The 17,293-nt window shown below is 65.8% G+C and carries 13 protein-coding genes; 3 read left to right on the forward strand and 10 right to left on the reverse strand.

The window, feature by feature from the left end; all coding sequences use genetic code 11:
- Nucleotides 1–145: 145 nt before the first annotated feature.
- A complete protein-coding gene (locus CDN36_RS07335) occupies nt 146–1,315 on the forward strand; it encodes a hypothetical protein (protein WP_287496364.1) in 1,170 nt (389 codons plus the stop codon).
- A gap of 58 nt (nt 1,316–1,373) precedes the next feature.
- Nucleotides 1,374–2,093, forward strand: coding sequence for a DUF892 family protein (locus CDN36_RS07340; protein ID WP_287496365.1), 720 nt, complete (start codon nt 1,374–1,376; stop codon nt 2,091–2,093).
- A 178-nt stretch (nt 2,094–2,271) separates the two neighbouring features.
- Here the strand turns inward: CDN36_RS07340 and CDN36_RS07345 are convergent, their stop codons facing one another.
- A complete protein-coding gene (locus CDN36_RS07345) occupies nt 2,272–3,180 on the reverse strand; it encodes a LysR family transcriptional regulator (protein ID WP_287496366.1) in 909 nt (302 codons plus the stop codon).
- Between the two features lie 211 nt (nt 3,181–3,391).
- Entirely contained in the window at nt 3,392–4,165 is a 774-nt protein-coding gene (locus CDN36_RS07350) for an SDR family oxidoreductase (RefSeq protein WP_150555707.1), read from the reverse strand.
- 310 nt (nt 4,166–4,475) lie between these two features.
- Here CDN36_RS07350 and acnB point away from each other — a divergent pair, with 310 nt between their 5' ends.
- The gene (acnB, locus tag CDN36_RS07355; RefSeq protein ID WP_287496367.1) at nt 4,476–7,061 is read left to right on the forward strand and encodes a bifunctional aconitate hydratase 2/2-methylisocitrate dehydratase; all 2,586 of its coding nucleotides are present in this window, start codon (nt 4,476–4,478) and stop codon (nt 7,059–7,061) included.
- A gap of 63 nt (nt 7,062–7,124) precedes the next feature.
- Here acnB and CDN36_RS07360 read toward each other — a convergent pair whose 3' ends face one another.
- From CDN36_RS07360 to CDN36_RS07395, 8 genes are all read right to left on the reverse strand, one after another.
- Entirely contained in the window at nt 7,125–8,252 is a 1,128-nt protein-coding gene (locus CDN36_RS07360) for an aminotransferase class V-fold PLP-dependent enzyme (protein ID WP_287496368.1), read from the reverse strand.
- Between the two features lie 166 nt (nt 8,253–8,418).
- On the reverse strand, nt 8,419–9,660 hold the full coding sequence (locus CDN36_RS07365; protein ID WP_150555704.1) for a phenylacetate--CoA ligase family protein: 1,242 nt from the start codon (nt 9,658–9,660) through the stop codon (nt 8,419–8,421).
- Nucleotides 9,661–9,709: 49 nt separating this feature from the next.
- Entirely contained in the window at nt 9,710–10,522 is an 813-nt protein-coding gene (locus CDN36_RS07370) for an ABC transporter ATP-binding protein (protein ID WP_150555703.1), read from the reverse strand.
- A 102-nt stretch (nt 10,523–10,624) separates the two neighbouring features.
- On the reverse strand, nt 10,625–11,899 hold the full coding sequence (locus CDN36_RS07375; protein WP_241014105.1) for an ABC transporter substrate-binding protein: 1,275 nt from the start codon (nt 11,897–11,899) through the stop codon (nt 10,625–10,627).
- 142 nt (nt 11,900–12,041) lie between these two features.
- A complete protein-coding gene (locus tag CDN36_RS07380; protein ID WP_150555701.1) occupies nt 12,042–13,118 on the reverse strand; it encodes a branched-chain amino acid ABC transporter permease in 1,077 nt (358 codons plus the stop codon).
- A gap of 66 nt (nt 13,119–13,184) precedes the next feature.
- The gene (locus tag CDN36_RS07385) at nt 13,185–14,099 is read right to left on the reverse strand and encodes a branched-chain amino acid ABC transporter permease (protein ID WP_287496369.1); all 915 of its coding nucleotides are present in this window, start codon (nt 14,097–14,099) and stop codon (nt 13,185–13,187) included.
- 45 nt (nt 14,100–14,144) lie between these two features.
- A complete protein-coding gene (locus CDN36_RS07390) occupies nt 14,145–14,966 on the reverse strand; it encodes an ABC transporter ATP-binding protein (RefSeq protein ID WP_287496370.1) in 822 nt (273 codons plus the stop codon).
- A gap of 57 nt (nt 14,967–15,023) precedes the next feature.
- Entirely contained in the window at nt 15,024–16,997 is a 1,974-nt protein-coding gene (locus tag CDN36_RS07395; protein WP_287496371.1) for an AMP-dependent synthetase/ligase, read from the reverse strand.
- Between the last annotated feature and the right edge of the window lie 296 nt (nt 16,998–17,293).

Here is a 17,293-nt window from a genome sequence, read left to right on the forward strand (position 1 = left end):
GACCACCCGCGTCTGGCCATTTCTACAGGCCGCTGCAGTTTTTCCACTTCTCCCCCACCTCGCGGCATGGGCGCGCGCCGCTCGCCCTTTGGCATGGCAATTGCGTGCCCGTGAGCGGCACGTCAGTCGCTTACGAGGAGAGCCCATGGAAAGCTTGACGAATCTACTGGATGCAAAAGGCACGCCGCTCGACAGACAGCGGTTTACATGGAAAGAGATGGCCGGCAAGCCGATCAGCAAGCTCGACGACGACGCTTTCACGCGCGTGCGAGTGATTCTGATGAACGGCGTCGAGAGTGACGCATTGCGCCTCAAACACATCCTCTCGCGCATGTGCGGTGAACTGCGTCTGCCGCTCGCGCAGGTCCGGCGCGTCGAGCAGCACCAGGCCACCATGGTCAACTGGCTGCTCTCGGCCGATCATTCGCCAATCGAGACCACCATCGCATACGAGCAGGTCGCGGTGGAAGTCACCGCGGCGGTCGCGCAGGCCGAGCCCGACCCGTATCAGGCGCAAACCTATCGCTTCGGCCTGCTCGAAGACTTCGACCATCTCTATCGCTACTCGGCGCTGCTCGATCGCGTCGAAGGCAAGGACGCGAACAACATCCTGCAGGGCTATACCGACATCGTGCCCGGGCGCCCGACCCGCATCGAGCATCGCGCCCCCGAAGACGACATCCGCAACGCCTACGACCGCCAGCAGGCAGCGCTCATCACGAAAATACACTCGGCGATGATCACCGCAGCCGAATACCAGACGCACGACTACTACATGAACGTCGGGCCGACCTTCGCCGATCCGGTCGCACGCGCGCTCTACGCCGAGATCGCCTCCATCGAGGAGCAGCACGTCACCCAGTACGGCTGCCTGGCCGATCCGCGGGAATCGCCACTGGAGAAGTGGCTCGTGCACGAAGCAATGGAGGCCTACGGCTATTACAGCTGCGTCGCGCACGAACCCAATCCGCGCATCAAGGCCATCTGGGAGCGCTTTTTGGACTACGAGCTCGGGCACCTGAACCTCGTGTGCGAGCTGTTCAAGCAGCATGAGCGGCGCGACCCTGCCGAAGTGCTGGCCGGACCGTTGCCGAAACCGATCGACATGCGCAGCCAGCGCGATTTCGTGCGCGGCGTGCTGCACGCCGAAGTGCAGATGGGATCGAAGGGAACCGAGTATGTGCAGTCGACGCACGACTCGGAGGCCTCGCGCGCGTACCGCGACGGGCTCAACGCGGACGGCTCGCCGACCGACACCGTCGCCGCCGGCTACCAGTGGAAGCCCGGCACGGAACTCAACGTGAAGGCCGATTGATCGCCATTTGCGAGCCACCCGGGCCGTAGCCCCCACATACGACTTTGAGGAAAGACATATGAGCTCCCTGCCCAACGAAACGGTCAATCGAACAGGCTTCCTGTTCAATCCGGTCGACGGACGAGCGCTGCGCGACTTTGCCGAAGAACAGCCAGCGGACCCTGAGGGTCCGGTCACGTCCGTGGCGACCATGCGCGCGGCGTGCGCGGCCGAAGCCGACAGTATCGGCTCCATACCGGCCGACGGCGTTGCGGGCATGACGGCAACGAGCGGCTCCACGGACATCGCCGCGACCACGTGCTCGCCCATGTTCCTCGATCGGCTCGGAGAGCGGCTGGCGTTCGAGCGCAGCGGCGTGCGACTGTACGAAGCGCTGCTCACCAAGGTCGAGAGCCTTGGCGGCGATCCGCAAATGAAGGAGCGCCTCGCACACTTTCGCGCGGAGGAAGCCGAGCACTTCTCGCTGCTGGCCGAATGCATCGACAAGCTCGGCGCCGATCCCACCGCGCAGACGCCGGCCGCCGATGTCTGCGGGGTGACCAGCATGGGCTTCGTACAGGCGCTCTCGGATCCGCGCACCGACATCCCGCAGTCCCTCACGGCACTCCTTTCCGTCGAGGCAGCCGATCAATGCGGATGGGAACTGCTGATCACAATGGCCGAAGCCGAAGGACTCACCGAGATGGTCGAGAGCTTCGGCCGCGCACTCGAGCAGGAAAATGAGCATCTCACCACCGTGAAGGGGTGGCTCTCCGCCCTGGCCACGAGCGACGCCTGAGCCCGCGCGGGAAAGCGCCCTCCGTCCGCTCGCCCACTCGCCTGACCACGCGGCCCCTGCCCGCCGACCGACGAACCGGGAGCGACAAACTCAGCCGGCGCGCGAAGGGACGTGAGGGCACGTTCGGGACACGCCGCCGGGCAGGCCGACGGGCTGGCGCGCGGCCCCCCGGTGGGCGTCACGGTTCGAGATGCTTGCGCATCAGTTCTTCGAACCAGTCCAGGAATGCCGCCAGTCGCCGCGAGCGCTGGCGGCGATGCGGGTAGAGGAAAGAGACCGGCATCGCCGCCGCGCGGTGCGCGGGCATGACCTCCACCAGTTCGCCCGAGTCGAGCAGATGCTGCACGTCGAAGCGCGGAATCTGGATGAGCCCGAGCCCGGCGCGGCAACAGGCGATGTACCCTTCGGCGTTGTTCGTCACGACTTGGCTGGGCACGTCGAGCGTGCGCTCGGCGCCCCGCTCGTCCAGATATGTCCACGGCAATTCGCGTCCGGTCGTCGGCGACGCGTAGCCCACCATCCAGTGGTCCGAGAGCAGCTCCTCGGGTCGTTCAGGCGTCCCGTGCGTTTCGAGATACGCGGGACTGGCGCAGTTGATCAACGCGATCGTGCCCAGCGAGCGAACCACCAGGCTGCTGTTCTGCAACGCCCCGATGCGCACCACGCAGTCCACGCCTTCCTGCACGAGATCGACGGCGCGGTCGCTCGAGCGCAGGATCAGGCGCAGCCGCGGATGCCGGCGCAGCAGCGTCGGCAGCGCCGGTGCGATCCATCGGCGCGCGATGCGGCTCGGCACGTCGATCAGCAACTGGCCCGACACCTGACGCTGACTTGCGTGAAAGAGCAGATCGATCTCCTCGACGTCGGCGAGCAGCACACGCACGCGTTCGAGCAATTGCGTGCCATCGGCAGTGAGCCGTACCTGTCGTGTCGTTCGGTGCAGCAAGCGCGTGCCGACCTGCGTCTCCAATTGCTGGATGGCGGCCGACACCGACGCGCGCGGCACGTTGAGCGCATGGGCCGCCTTGATAAAGCTCCCCATCTCCGCGACCCGCACGAAGATCCGGTACTGGTCGAATCTGTCCATGTCCGATTATTGTTGGCAGCGCCTTGGCGAACGACAGACGCAAGCATAACCCGGAGCACCGCCTGACCGTAACGCGAGCGGCCCGCCCGCGCCCGCGCGCGCAGGCCTTGTTTCGGATTGCACGGCGCGGGGACTGCTGAGCCGAATCGGCGGCGCCTGGCGTCTACCCCACGCGACCCGGTTCGGCGGCGAAAGCCCCCGCGAAGGCGGCTCACTTGGTCGTGTACCCGCCGTTGATGAGGATCGTCTGCCCCGTGATCCACCAGCCGTCGCTCACCAGATGCCGGATGAACGGCACCACGTCCTCGATATCGGTAAGGCCGGTCTTGCTGAACGGCGACAGCGCGGCGGCCGTCTTGTGATACGCCACGGCGTCGGCGCCTTCGGCCGGATAGAAGAAGGGCGTGTCCATCGGCCCCGGCCCTACCGCGCTCACCGAAATGCCGCGCGCGCCGAACTCCTTCGCGGCGGCCCGCGTGAAGTGCTCGACCGGCGCCTTGGTGCCGGCATACGAGGCGTAGAACGGGGTGAAGGCGCCCAGCAGCGACGTCACCAGCGTGACGATCTTGCCGTTGTCGTTGACGTGCTTGCCGGCCTCGCGCAGGAAGAAGAACGCCGTCTTTGCGTTGACCGCGCTCATCTCGTCATATTCGGCCTCGCTGATCTCGACGAGCGGCTTCTTGAGCACCTTGCCCACGGTGTTGATCGCGATGTCGGGACGGCCCACGGCGTCGACGGTATCCGCGAAGAGCTTCTCCACCGCGGCAGCGCGCGTCAGGTCGCCCTGAAAGGCCACCGCGCGCGCACCCAGCGCCTCGATGGCGGCGACCGTCGCGTCCGCCTGCGCCTTGCTCGCCGCGCTGTTGTAGTGAATGGCAACGGCTTTGGCGCCCTGCTGCGCCAGATCGCGGGCAATCAGTCCGCCCAGGTTCTTGGCGCCGCCGGCAATCAGCACGACTTTGCCCTTGATGGAATGGTCTGCCATTTGGCTCTCCTTCACTGATCAATGGAGCCTCCAATTTAGCCATTGCCGGCCGGCGCATAAACCGGCCCAATCTGGATAGATCATCCAGAAAATCGTACTAATCACCGGCCGGCGAAAACGGCGCGAGTCGACGCCGGCGGCGCCCGGCGCCGCGGTTCCGAGCAGGCACCCATCCTTCAACTCTTATATAAGACATAAGACATTTGACCTTGCGAGCCGCAGGGACTAAAATCGCGATCAAAGCAGTACCCGCAAAAGCCGTGGAGGCCTGAACAGCCTTCCCCCGAAACGCACATCAGCAGGTCTCCCCATGCTTGAAAACTATCGTGCTCACGTGGCCGCTCGCGCCGCGCTTGGTATTCCCCCCCTGCCGCTCACGGCACAGCAGACCGCCGAACTGGTCGAACTGCTGACCAACCCGCCTGCCGGCGAAGAACAGACCCTGCTCGACCTGATCACGCACCGCGTGCCCGCCGGTGTGGACGAGGCCGCCCGCGTGAAGGCCGGCTTCCTGGCCGCCGTCGCCAAGGGCGAGACGGCCTGCGCGCTGATTTCGCGCGCCCGCGCCACCGAGCTGCTCGGCACGATGCTTGGCGGCTACAACATCCAGCCGCTCATCGAGCTGCTGTCGGACGCCGACGTCGGCACCGTCGCCGCCGACGCGCTCAAGAAAACCCTGCTGATGTTCGACCAGTTCCACGACGTCAAGGAACTGGCCGACAAGGGCAACGCCAATGCGCGCGCCGTGCTGCAAAGCTGGGCCGACGCCGAATGGTTCACTAGCCGCCCGGAAGTGCCGGAAAGCCTCACCATCACCGTGTTCAAGGTGCCGGGTGAGACCAACACCGACGACCTGTCGCCGGCCCCCGACGCCACCACGCGCCCCGACATCCCGCTGCACGCGCTCGCGATGCTCAAGAACGCCCGTCCCGGCATCACGCCGGAAGAAGACGGCAAGCGCGGCCCGGTGAAGTTCATCGAATCGCTCAAGGAAAAGGGCCATCTCGTCGCCTATGTCGGTGACGTCGTCGGCACGGGCTCCTCGCGCAAGTCGGCCACCAACTCGGTGCTGTGGTTTACGGGCGAAGACATCCCGTACATCCCGAACAAGCGTTTCGGCGGCGTGTGCCTGGGCAGCAAGATCGCCCCGATCTTCTACAACACGATGGAAGACGCCGGCGCGCTGCCGATCGAGCTCGACGTGTCGAAAATGGAAATGGGCGACGTGGTCGAGCTGCGCCCCTACGAGGGCAAGGCCCTGAAGAACGGCGAAGTCATTGCCGAGTTCCAGGTCAAGTCCGACGTGCTGTTCGACGAAGTGCGCGCCGGCGGGCGCATCCCGCTGATCATCGGCCGCGGCCTGACGGCCAAGGCGCGCGAAGCGCTCGGCCTGCCGCCGTCGAAGCTGTTCCGTCTGGCGCAGCAGCCGGCCGATACCGGCCGCGGCTTCTCGCTCGCCCAGAAGATGGTCGGCCGCGCCTGCGGTCTGCCCGAGGGCCAGGGCGTTCGTCCGGGCACGTACTGCGAGCCGAAGATGACGTCGGTGGGCTCGCAGGACACGACCGGCCCGATGACCCGCGACGAACTGAAGGACCTGGCCTGCCTGGGCTTCTCGGCGGACCTCGTCATGCAATCGTTCTGCCACACCGCGGCGTATCCGAAGCCGGTGGACGTGAAGACGCACCAGACGCTGCCCAACTTCATCAGCACGCGCGGCGGCATCGCCCTGCGTCCGGGCGATGGCGTGATCCACTCGTGGCTGAACCGCATGCTGCTGCCCGACACCGTGGGCACCGGCGGCGACTCGCACACGCGCTTTCCGATCGGCATCAGCTTCCCCGCGGGTTCGGGTCTGGTCGCCTTCGCCGCGGCCACCGGCACGATGCCGCTGGACATGCCGGAGTCGGTGCTGGTCCGCTTCAAGGGCAAGATGCAGCCGGGCGTCACGCTGCGCGATCTGGTCAACGCGATCCCGCTGTACGCCATCAAGCAAGGGCTGCTGACGGTGGCCAAGCAAGGCAAGAAGAACATCTTTTCGGGCCGGATCCTGGAAATCGAAGGGCTGCCCGACCTGAAGGTCGAGCAAGCCTTCGAACTGTCGGACGCTTCGGCCGAGCGCTCGGCGGCCGGCTGCACGGTGCACCTGAACAAGGAACCGATCATCGAGTACCTGAACAGCAACGTCACGCTGCTCAAGTGGATGATCGCGCAGGGCTATCAGGATCCGCGCAGCCTGCAGCGCCGCATCACGGCGATGGAACAGTGGCTGGCCGATCCGAAGCTGCTCTCGCCGGACGCGGACGCCGAATACGCGGCCGTGATCGAAATCGACCTGGCCGACATCCATGAGCCGATCGTGGCGTGCCCGAACGATCCGGACGACGTGAAGACGCTGTCGGACGTGGCCGGCGCCAAGATCGACGAAGTGTTCATCGGCTCGTGCATGACCAACATCGGTCATTTCCGTGCGGCGTCGAAGCTGCTCGAAGGCAAGCGCGACATTCCGGTCAAGCTGTGGGTTGCGCCGCCGACCAAGATGGACCAGAAGCAACTGACGGAAGAAGGCCACTACGGCGTGTTCGGCACGGCCGGCGCCCGTACCGAAATGCCGGGTTGCTCGCTGTGCATGGGCAACCAGGCGCAGGTGCGTGAGGGCGCCACGGTCATGTCGACGTCGACGCGCAACTTCCCGAACCGTCTGGGCAAGAACACGAACGTGTATCTCGGCTCGGCGGAACTGGCGGCGATCTGCTCGCGTCTGGGCAAGATTCCGACCAAGGAGGAATACATGGCCGACATCGGCGTCATCAACACCAACGGCGACAAGATCTACAAGTACATGAACTTCGATCAGATCGAAGACTTCAAGGAAGTCGCCGACACGGTGAAGATGTAAGTGTGATGCCCGACGGCGGCGCGTCCCTCGCAGGCGCGCCGCCGTTTCTTACGGGCCCAAGCGTTACGCGATGTGGTCCAGCGCCCTGGTGAACCGGGCGACGGCGCCGTCCACGTCGTGCAGTTTGTCCAGACCGAACAAGCCGATGCGGAAGGTCTTGAAGTCGTCGGGCTCGTCGCAGCGCAGCGGCACGCCGGCCGCGATCTGCAGCCCTTCGTCGGCAAACTTCTTGCCCGAGCGAATGCCATCGTCGTCGGTGTAGCACACCACCACCCCCGGCGCCTCGAACCCCGCTGCCGCCACGCTGCGGAACCCCCGCGCGCTCAGCAACGCGCGAACGCGCTTGCCGAGTTCGAGCTGCTCCGCCCTCACTTTTTCCAGGCCGTAGGCCTCGGTCTCCCGGATCACGTCGCGCAGCACCGCGAGGCTGTCCGTCGGCATGGTCGCGTGATAGGCGAAGCCGCCCTTCTCGTATGCCTCCATGATTTGCAGCCATTGGCGAAGGTCGCACGCGAAGCTCGTGCTCGTGGTCGTCTCGATCCGCTCGCGGGCGAGCGCGCTCAGCGTGACGAGCGCACAGCACGGCGAGGCGCTCCATCCCTTTTGCGGCGCGCTGATCAGCACGTCCACGCCGCAGGCCTGCATATCGACCCACACCGTACCCGAGGCGATGCAGTCCAGCACGAACATGCCGCCCACCGCATGCACCGCGTCGGCCACCGCGCGCAGATAGCCGTCGGGCAGCATCATGCCGGACGCGGTCTCGACGTGGGGGGCAAAGACCAGATCGGGCTTCTGCTCGCGAATCGCGGCGACGACTTCGTCGATCGGCGCGGGCGCGTATGCGGCCTGCCGCCCTTGCTCGACGGGACGCGCCTTGAGCACGATCGATTCGGACGGAATGCCGCCCATGTCGAAAATCTGCGACCAGCGGAAGCTGAACCAGCCGTTGCGAATGACCAGGCATTTCCTGCCGGTCGCGAACTGGCGCGCCACGGCCTCCATGCCGAAGGTGCCGCTACCCGGAACCACGATGGCCGATTTCGCGTTGTAGACTTTTTTCAGCCCGGCAGAAATGTCGCGCATCACGCCCTGGAAGCGCTGCGACATGTGGTTGAGGGAGCGGTCGGTGTAGACGACCGAATATTCGAGGAGCCCCTCGCGGTCGACATCGGGAAGTAGTCCTGGCACGTGCGCCTCCGGCAAATGAGGTAAATGAAGCCAAAGACCGATTCTAACGAATTCCGCCTGCGCCGGCCGCAGCCGCGAAGCCGCCAAGCCGTGCCATGAGAAGCCGCGAGAGAACATCGCACCACCCGCGGCCAGGCGAACCGGGCCGAGGGGATCCGAGCATGCATCAATCGTAGGCGCGCGCGTCCTCCACGAGCTTTCCGTCGGCGGGCAGCGTGCCGGCCGCGACGAAGTCCACTTCCCCGCGCAAGCGCGTCACGTCGCGCAGCGTCTCCCGCACGCGAGCCGCCAGCCCTTCAGGCGGGGCCCCGCTCGTCTCGCACAGCAGGCGCATCCGGTCGTCGCCCACTCGCCCTTCCACGCGCAAACGCACGCGCACGAGTTCGGGATAGCGCTTGCCGATCTCGCCAACCTGCCCCGGATGCACGAACATGCCGCGCACCTTGACCGTCTGGTCGGCGCGTCCAAGCCAGCCCCTGAGGCGCACGTTCGTGCGCCCGCAGGGGCTGATCCCCGGTTGGACGGCCGACAGGTCGCCCGTCGCAAACCGAATCAGCGGATAGTCCGGATTGAAGTTCGTCACCACCACTTCGCCGATCTCGCCGTCCGGCACCGGCTTCGTGCCGCCCGGCTCGACCAGTTCCACGAGCACGCTCTCGTCGACGATGAGCCCGGCCTGCGCGTCGCTCTCGAACGCGATCAGCCCGAGGTCCGCCGTGCCGTATAGCTGGCGCGCGGTAATGCCACGGCCGTTAAACCATTCGCGCAGCGAGGGCGGCAGCGCCTCGCCAGAGAGCGTCGCGCGCCGGATGCTGCTCAGGTCCGCCCCGGCCGCTTCGCCCTTTTCGATGAGAATCTTCAGGAATGAGGGCGTACCGGCGTAGGCCACGGGCCGCAGGTGCCGGATCGCCTCGAGCTGCAGCTCGGTCTGGCCGACGCCGGCAGGAAACACGCAGCAGCCAAGCCGCGCAGCGCCCGACTCGATCATCATCCCGGCCGGCGTGAAATGATATGAATACGTGTTGTAGACCAGATCGCCGCGGCGCAGCCCGGCAGCGTACATCGCCCGCGCGAAGCGCCACCAGTCGCTGCCGCGGCCGTCGGGTTCATAGATCGCCCCCGGCGACTGGTACACGTGAGCGAGCGATGCGATGGGCGTGGCATTCAAGCCGCCCAGCGGCGGGTGCCGCCGCTGGTGTGCGGCCAGGTCCGACTTGCGCGTGACGGGCAGCGCCGCCAATGCCTCGCGTGTGCGGATCTCGCTCGCATCGACCGCGCCGAGCGCCTGGGCGAAATACGGCGCGTGAGCGCGCGCGTGCGACACCTGCGCCGGCAGCGCCGCCAGCAGCGCCTGCTCGCGCGCCTCCGGCGCACGGATTTCGAGCGTGTCGAAGTAGTCGTCGTTCATGATGACGGGAATTCGTTGAAGTTTGACGGTCGGCTATGCGCGCATCGGTTCACGCGATCCAGCGTTTGCGCCGGCGGTAGCTCTTGACGTTGCGAAAACTCCCCGTGCTGCTGGCGCCGTCCTTGGCGATGCCCAGGTAAAACTCCTTCACGTCCTCGTTATCTCTGAGGGACGCCGCGTCGCCGTCCATCACGACACGCCCGTTCTCGAGGATGTAGCCGTAGTCGGCATAGCGCAGCGCCGCCATCGTGTTCTGTTCGGCGAGCAGAAAACTCACGTTCTCGCGCTGATTGAGGTCGCGCACGATGCCGAAGATCTCCTCGACGATCTGCGGCGCCAGTCCCATCGACGGCTCGTCGAGCAAGATCATCGACGGCTGCGCCATCATCGCGCGGCCGATGGCGCACATCTGCTGCTCGCCGCCCGACGTATAGCCGGCCTGCGACTTGCGCCGCGTCTTCAGGCGCGGAAAGTAGGCGTAGATGCGCTCGAGCGCGTGCTGTTGCGCGCTGCGCGAGGCGTGCCGCACATACGCGCCCGTGAGCAGGTTCTCTTCGATGGTCAGATGGCCGAAGCAGTGACGCCCCTCCATCACCTGGATCACGCCGCGCTTGACCAGACCGTTGGGCGAGAGCTTCTCGACACGTTCGCCGCGATAGTCGATGGTGCCCTTGGTCACTTCGCCGCGCTCGGCGTGGAGCAGGTTCGAGATGGCCTTGAGCGTCGTGCTCTTGCCCGCGCCGTTCGCGCCGAGCAGCGCCACGATCTTGCCCTGCGGCACTTCCAGCGACACGCCCTTGAGCACGAGGATGACGTGGTCGTAAATCACTTCGATGTTGTTGACGCGCAAACTCGCTTCCATGCTGCCTGGCTCCGTAAGTCGCTCATACCGGCGCTGCGCCCCGGCCGTGGCACTCGCCCCCACCCGCCGCGCCAGCGCGGCGCGGGCGAGCGAGACCGTTCATTACATCTTGTAGCAGGCGGGCGTAATGCCCTTCTCCTTCGCGTACTGCTTGGCGGAGGCCTCGAACAGCGGGTGAATCAGCCGGCGATTGCCCTCGATCCAGTCCGAGACAAGCACCCACTTCGCGCCGTCCCATTGCTGGATGCGGACCTTGCCCGAGCCTTCGTGATCGGTGCAGCTCGTCTTGATGTCGGGCAGCAGGCCGGTGGCACCCAACGCCTTGAGCCGTGCCGCGTCAATGTTCAGATTCTCGAGCGCCCAGCGGACCTGCACCGGCGTCATCACCTTGCCCTTGCCGAACTTGTTCTGGGCCGTATTGAGCGCCTCGACCGTGGCCACCGCCGCCGACACGCCGCGGTTGTACAGCACCGAGCCGACCTTCGAGGGGTCCTGCATGTTGCCCTTGCCCGCGCCGTAGACGACCTTCTCGATGTCGGCGATGAGCGGCACCTGCTTGCCCGCGACGTTCCAGGTGGCGCTCATGTAGCCCTTGGCCGCCGGGCCCGCGGGGACCGTGTCCTCCTCCGAGCCGGCCCACCAGCTCCCGATGATCTTCTCGCGCGGATAGCCGACTTTCTGCGCGGCCTTGAGCGCGGTCTGATTCATCACGCCCCAGCCCCAGAACACCACGTAGTCGGGGTTCTCCTGACGAATGCGCAGCCACTGCGCGCCCTGCTCGTTGCCCGGGTGCGCGACCGGAATCTCGATCAGATTGAACTTGTGGATCTTCGACTCGGCCTGCATGGCCACGATCGGCTCCTTGCCGTATGCCGAGTCGTGATACAGGAACACGATCTTCTTGCCGTTGAGCGAGCCGCCGTTCTTGTCGGCGAGGAACTTGATGATGGCCGAGGCCTGCATCTGGTACGTCGTCACCAGCGGGAAGGCCCACGGGAACACGGTGCCGTCCACCGCGTCGGTGCGGCCGTACCCCATCATCACGAGCGGCACCTGGTCGGTCGCCGTCTTGTCGATGAGCGCATACGAAATGCCCGTGGCCATCACGTGATAGGCCGTGCCCTTGGTGACAGGGTTCTTGCCCTTCAGACGCTCGTAGCATTCCACGCCCTTGGCGTTGTTGTACTCGGTCTCGCACTCCTCCCAGGTCAGCTTGACGCCGTTCACGCCGCCGTTCTTCAGATTCACGTATTGCAGGTAGTCGATGAAACCGCCATAGAAGGACTGCCCGTTCGCGCCATACGGCCCGACGCGATAGTCCGCCAGCGCGATGAACTGCTCGTTCGACTGCGCGAACGACGCGCTCATGCTCCCCATGCCGAGCAAGAGCGCCGTACCCAACGTGATCGCCAAGTGTTTCGTGTTCATGCTGTGTCTCCGTCTGTGGTTTTATTCATGGCAAGGCATACAAACGCCCCGGCGCGGCGCATGGCTCCCCATGCGCGCTGCCGGCGCGAAGTCAATGCGGGAAAGGCCAGATGCGCAGCTTCTCCTTGGCGATCTGCCAGAGCCGTGCGAGGCCATGCGGTTCGGCAATCAGGAAAAAGATGATGAGACCGCCGAACACCATCAACTGGATGTGGGAGACCGTCGCGTTGGTGAACGGCAGGTGCAGCACCGACGCGAGCGTGGGCAGCGCGCTGTCGAGCAGAATCGGCAGCAGCAGGATGAAGGCCGCACCCAGGAAGCTGCCGAGGATGCTGCCCACCCCGCCGATGATGATCATGAACAGAATGCGGAACGACAGGTCGAGCGAGAAGCCGTCCGGCTCGACCGAGCCGAGATAGCAGTAAGCGTAGAGCGCACCGGCCACGCCGCAATAGAACGAGCTCACCGCGAACGCCATGAGTTTCACGCGCATGAGCGGAATGCCGATGACCTCGGCCGCCACGTCCATGTCGCGCACGGCCATCCACGCGCGGCCGATATGCGAGCGCACCAGATTCTTCGCGACCAGCGCCATCACGCTGACCACGCCGAGCACGAACAGGTACTTGCGCACGGGCGTGTCGATGTCCACGCCGAGGATCGAGATCTTCTGCGCCGTAATGACGCCCGACGAGCTGTTGTTCGACAGCCATGGGAATTTCGTCAGCACCCACAGCACGAAGAATTGGGCGGCGAGCGTGGCGACCGCGAGATAGAAGCCCTTGATGCGCAGCGACGGCAACCCGAATGCGATGCCGACGAGCGCCGCGCATATGCCGCCGAGCGCGAACGACCCGAGGATCGGCATGCCCTCGATACGCAACTGGAAGTTGTATGACGCGTAAGCCCCCACGGCCATGAACGCGGCAGTGCCCAGAGAGAGCTGCCCGGCGTAGCCGGTGAGCAGGTTCAGCCCGAGCGCGGCGAGCGAGAACACCAGGAACGGCACCAGGATGGCCGTGAGCCAGTATTCCGACGCCACCCACGGCAGCACCCCGAACGCGATCGCCAGGACCGTGCCGAGCGCCACGCGGTCCTGCCGGATGGGGAATATCTGGCTGTCGGCCTGATAGGACGTCTTGAACTGCCCGGCTTCGCGATAGAACATGTGTGGCCTCTGCTATGAATGCTTGTGCATGCGTGCCGATGGCTTCCCGCCGGGAAGCCGGCCGGATCAGACGCGATCGATATGCCGCTCGCCGAACAGCCCCTCGGGCCGGACCAGCAGGAACAGCAGCGCGAAGACATACGGGAACCAGCCCTCGATGCCGCCGAAGTTGCCGGTGAAATGGCTTTGCAGCAACTGCGGGATGTAGATCTCGGCCAGCTTCTCCGCCGCGCCGATGATCAGCCCGCCGACGATGGCGCCGGGAATCGACGTGAAGCCACCGAGGATCAGCACCGGCAGCGCCTTGAGCGCGGTCATCGTGAGCGCGAACTGCACGCCGTTGCGCGAGCCCCAGAGCATGCCGGCAACGAGCGCGACGAACCCCGACACGCTCCACACCACTACCCAGATGCGCTGCAGCGGAATGCCCAGCGAGAGCGCCGCCTGATGATCGTCGGCCACCGCACGCAGCGCGCGGCCGATGCTCGTCGCCTTGAAGAACAGCGCGAGCAGCGCGACGAGAACCGCCGCTATGCCGGCCGCCGCCAGATCGAAGCTGCTCACGAGCAGACCGGTCGAGTCCATGATCGAGGCAATCGGCTCGTCGACGATACCCAGCGGCAGCGCACGCACCTCGTTGCCCCACAGCAGCGGCGCGAGCCCTTCGAGAAAAAACGACAGGCCGATGGTCGCCATGAACAGCGTGATCGGCGACTGGTTGACCAGCTTGCGCAGCACGAAGCGCTCCGTTGCCATGCTCACGAGCACCATGACCACGAACGCGCCGAGCGCCGCGGCCCAAAGCGGCAGCCCGTGCTCCATCAGCCCGACCACGGAAAGCGCTGCGAAATACACCATCGCCCCCTGGGCGAAGTTGAATACGCCGGAGGCCTTGAAGATCAGCACGAAGCCGAGCGCCACGAGCGAGTACATCACGCCCGAGAGCAGCCCGCCAATCAGGATTTCCAGAAAGAACTGCATCGATGTCTCCCTATCGCGAACACGAAGCCGGGCGGCCGCGGCCGCTCACGCCGCGGCGGCCGCGCCGTGCGCTGCGCCCAGATAGGCGCGGATGACCTCCGGGTCCGAGCGAACTTCGCCCGGCGTGCCGTCGCCGATTTTCTTGCCGTAATCGAGCACCACCACGCGATCGGAGATGTCCATCACCACGCCCATGTCGTGCTCGATGAGCACGATGGTCGTGCCGAACTCCTCGTTGACTTCGAGAATGAAGCGACACATGTCGCGCTTCTCCTCGAGGTTCATGCCCGCCATCGGCTCGTCGAGCAGCAGCTCGGGCTCGGCGGCCAGCGCGCGGGCGAGCTCGACGCGCTTTTGCAGCCCGTATGGCAGACGGCCGACCGGCGTTTTGCGAATGTGCTGGATCTCGAGGAAATCGATGATCTCCTCGACCTTCTCGCGATGCGCCATTTCCTCGCGCCGGGCGCGTCCCCACCAGACGGCCGTGGCGAGCAGGCCGGAGCGCATCTGCGTGTTGCGCCCCGTCATGATGTTGTCGAGCACGCTCATGCCCTTGAACAGGGCGATGTTCTGGAACGTGCGCGCCACGCCCTGGCGCGCGGCTGCCGTCGGATGCATGCGCTGGCGAACCTGCCCGCGAAACACGATGGTGCCCTGCTGGGGGTGATACACGCCGTTGATCACGTTGAGCATCGAGCTCTTGCCCGCGCCGTTCGGCCCGATGATCGCGCGGATCTCGTGCTCGAGGACGTTGAACGAGATGTCGGTCAGCGCCTTCACGCCGCCGAACGACAGGCTGATGTGCTGCAGGTCGAGCAGTACGTCGCCGGTCTTGCGTCTGTCATTGCTGCTGGTCGTGCCGTTCATGCCAACTCCCGCGAATTCGCTGCGGCTCGGTGCCGATGAAGGGGGACGCCGCTCACGTCAGGCCGCGCAACGCAAGCGCACAGGCGCAGGATCGTCGGCCGGGGAGCGAGCGCCGATCACGCGCGCCGCATGGATGGCGAGCGTGGCGCTCACGCTGCCCTCGCGACCGTCCTCGAACTTCACGCGCGTCTGCACGTACTGCGAGGTCTTGCCGGTGTAGAGCGCGTCGATCAGCACCTCGTACTTCTGCGCGATGAACGCGCGGCGCACCTTGCGCGTGCGAGTGAGTTCGTCGTCGTCCGGATCGAGTTCCTTGTGCAGAATCACGAAGCGATGGACCTGCGCGGCGGCAAAAGCCGGCTCGCGCGCCAGATCGGCATTCACCTGCTCGATGCAGCCAAGAACGAGTTCCGCCACGCGCGGGTGGGTGGCCAGGTCGATATAGCCGGCGTAGGCCAGATTCTGGCGCTCGGCCCAGTTGCCCACGGCGTCCATGTCGATGTTGATGAACGCGCAGACGTTATCGCGCCCGTCGCCGAAGGCCACCGCTTCCTTGATGTACGAGAAGAACTTGAGCTTGTTCTCGATGTATTTCGGCGCGAACAGCGAGCCGCAGGCGAGCTTGCCGACATCCTTGGCGCGGTCGATGATGCGAAGATGCCCGTCGGCGTCGATGATGCCGGCGTCGCCGGTGCGGAAGTAGCCCGCTTCGTCGAGTGCTTCGCGTGTGGCGTCCGGGCGCTTGTAGTACTCCTTGAGCAGTCCCACGCCGCGCACGAGCACTTCGCCGTTCTCGGCAATCTTGATTTCCATGCCCGGCGCGACCGGCCCCACGCTGTCGAAGCGTACCTCGCGATCGGGCTGCAGGCAGACGTAGGCGCATGTCTCCGTCTGCCCGTAGAACTGCTTCAGATTCACGCCGATGGCGCGGTAGAAGCGGAACAGGTCCGGGCCGATGGCCTCGCCGGCGGTGTACGCCGTGCGGATACGGCTCATGCCGAGCGTGTTGCGCAGCGGGCCGTACACGCACAGATTGCCCAGCGCGTACTGCAGCCGGTCGACGAGCGGCACCGGGCGTGCGTCGAGCACGGCCGCCCCGCAACGGTTCGCCACCGCCATGAAGTGCGAGAACATTCTGCGCTTCAGGCGGCTCGCGTCCTCCATGCGGATCATGACCTGCGTGAGCACGTTCTCGTACACGCGCGGTGGCGCGAAGTAGTACGTCGGCCCGATCTCGCGCATATCGGTGGCGATCGTGTCCGGCGACTCTGAGCAGTTGACGGTGAAACCCGCGACCAGCGCCTGCGCGTAGGAGAACAGATGGTCGCCGACCCAGGCCATCGGCAAATACGACAGCACTTCGTCGCCCGGGCCGAGCCGGTCGAATTCGCTGCCGTGCCGGGCCGCGCCGATCAGGCCGGCGTGCGAGTGGCATACCCCCTTGGGCTTGCCCGTCGTGCCGGACGTGTAGAGGATCGTTGCCGTGTCGTCGGGCGAGACCGCGGCCACCGCGTCGTCGAAGTAGCGCGGGTGCTGCGCGTCGAACGCGCGCCCCTGGGCGAGGGCGGCGTCATACGATTGCAGGCCTGCGGCGTCGTAGTTGCGCAGCCCGCGCGGATCCTCGTAGATGATGTGCGACAGACGCGGCACGCGCTCTCGCAGCTCGAGCAGCTTGTCGACCTGCTCCTGGTCTTCGGCGATGACGAAGTCGATCTCGGCGTCTTCGAGCACGTGGGCCATCTCGGCGGCAACGGCGTCCTGATACAGCGGCACCGCCACGCCCCCGAGCGCTTGCGCCGCGGTCATTGCCCAGTACAGCCGAACGCGGTTGTTGCCGACGATGGCCAGATTGTCGCCGCGCCGGAAGCCCGCGGCGGCGAGCGCGCACGCGAGCATGCGCACTTCGTGCGCGGCTTCCTGCCAGCTCCAGCACTGCCAGATCCCCAGGTCTTTTTCCCGATAGGCGATCTCGGCGCCTCGTGTGGCCGCATGCGCCAGCAACAAACGCGGGAAGGTGGTCCGCTCGTGCATGCCTGTCTCCTGTGTCTCGCCACGTTTCGACGTCCGTCGAGGGGCAGTGGCGTGGCTCGGTCGGCGCGCGTGCGCGTGGCACGCTGCTGATGCGTTTCGCGTCGGCAAACGACGCACTGTTCTTGTGGTACTGCCCTGTGGTCCTGCCTTGTGGTCCTGCCTGGTGGTCCTGTAATACGGCGCGACGGCTATGCCGGACAGCGGGCAGCTTCTATACTTGTGCTTCGGCGCCGTGCTTGCGCGCCAAGCGTGCTGTGTCTCGTCGTTGTCCGGCAAGGCGAAGATACCTCATGGCC

Origin of the sequence: Pandoraea sp. CB10b_02 (assembly GCF_002216225.1) — a bacterium.
In the GTDB taxonomy this organism is placed as follows: Bacteria; Pseudomonadota; Gammaproteobacteria; order Burkholderiales; family Burkholderiaceae; genus Pandoraea; species Pandoraea nosoerga.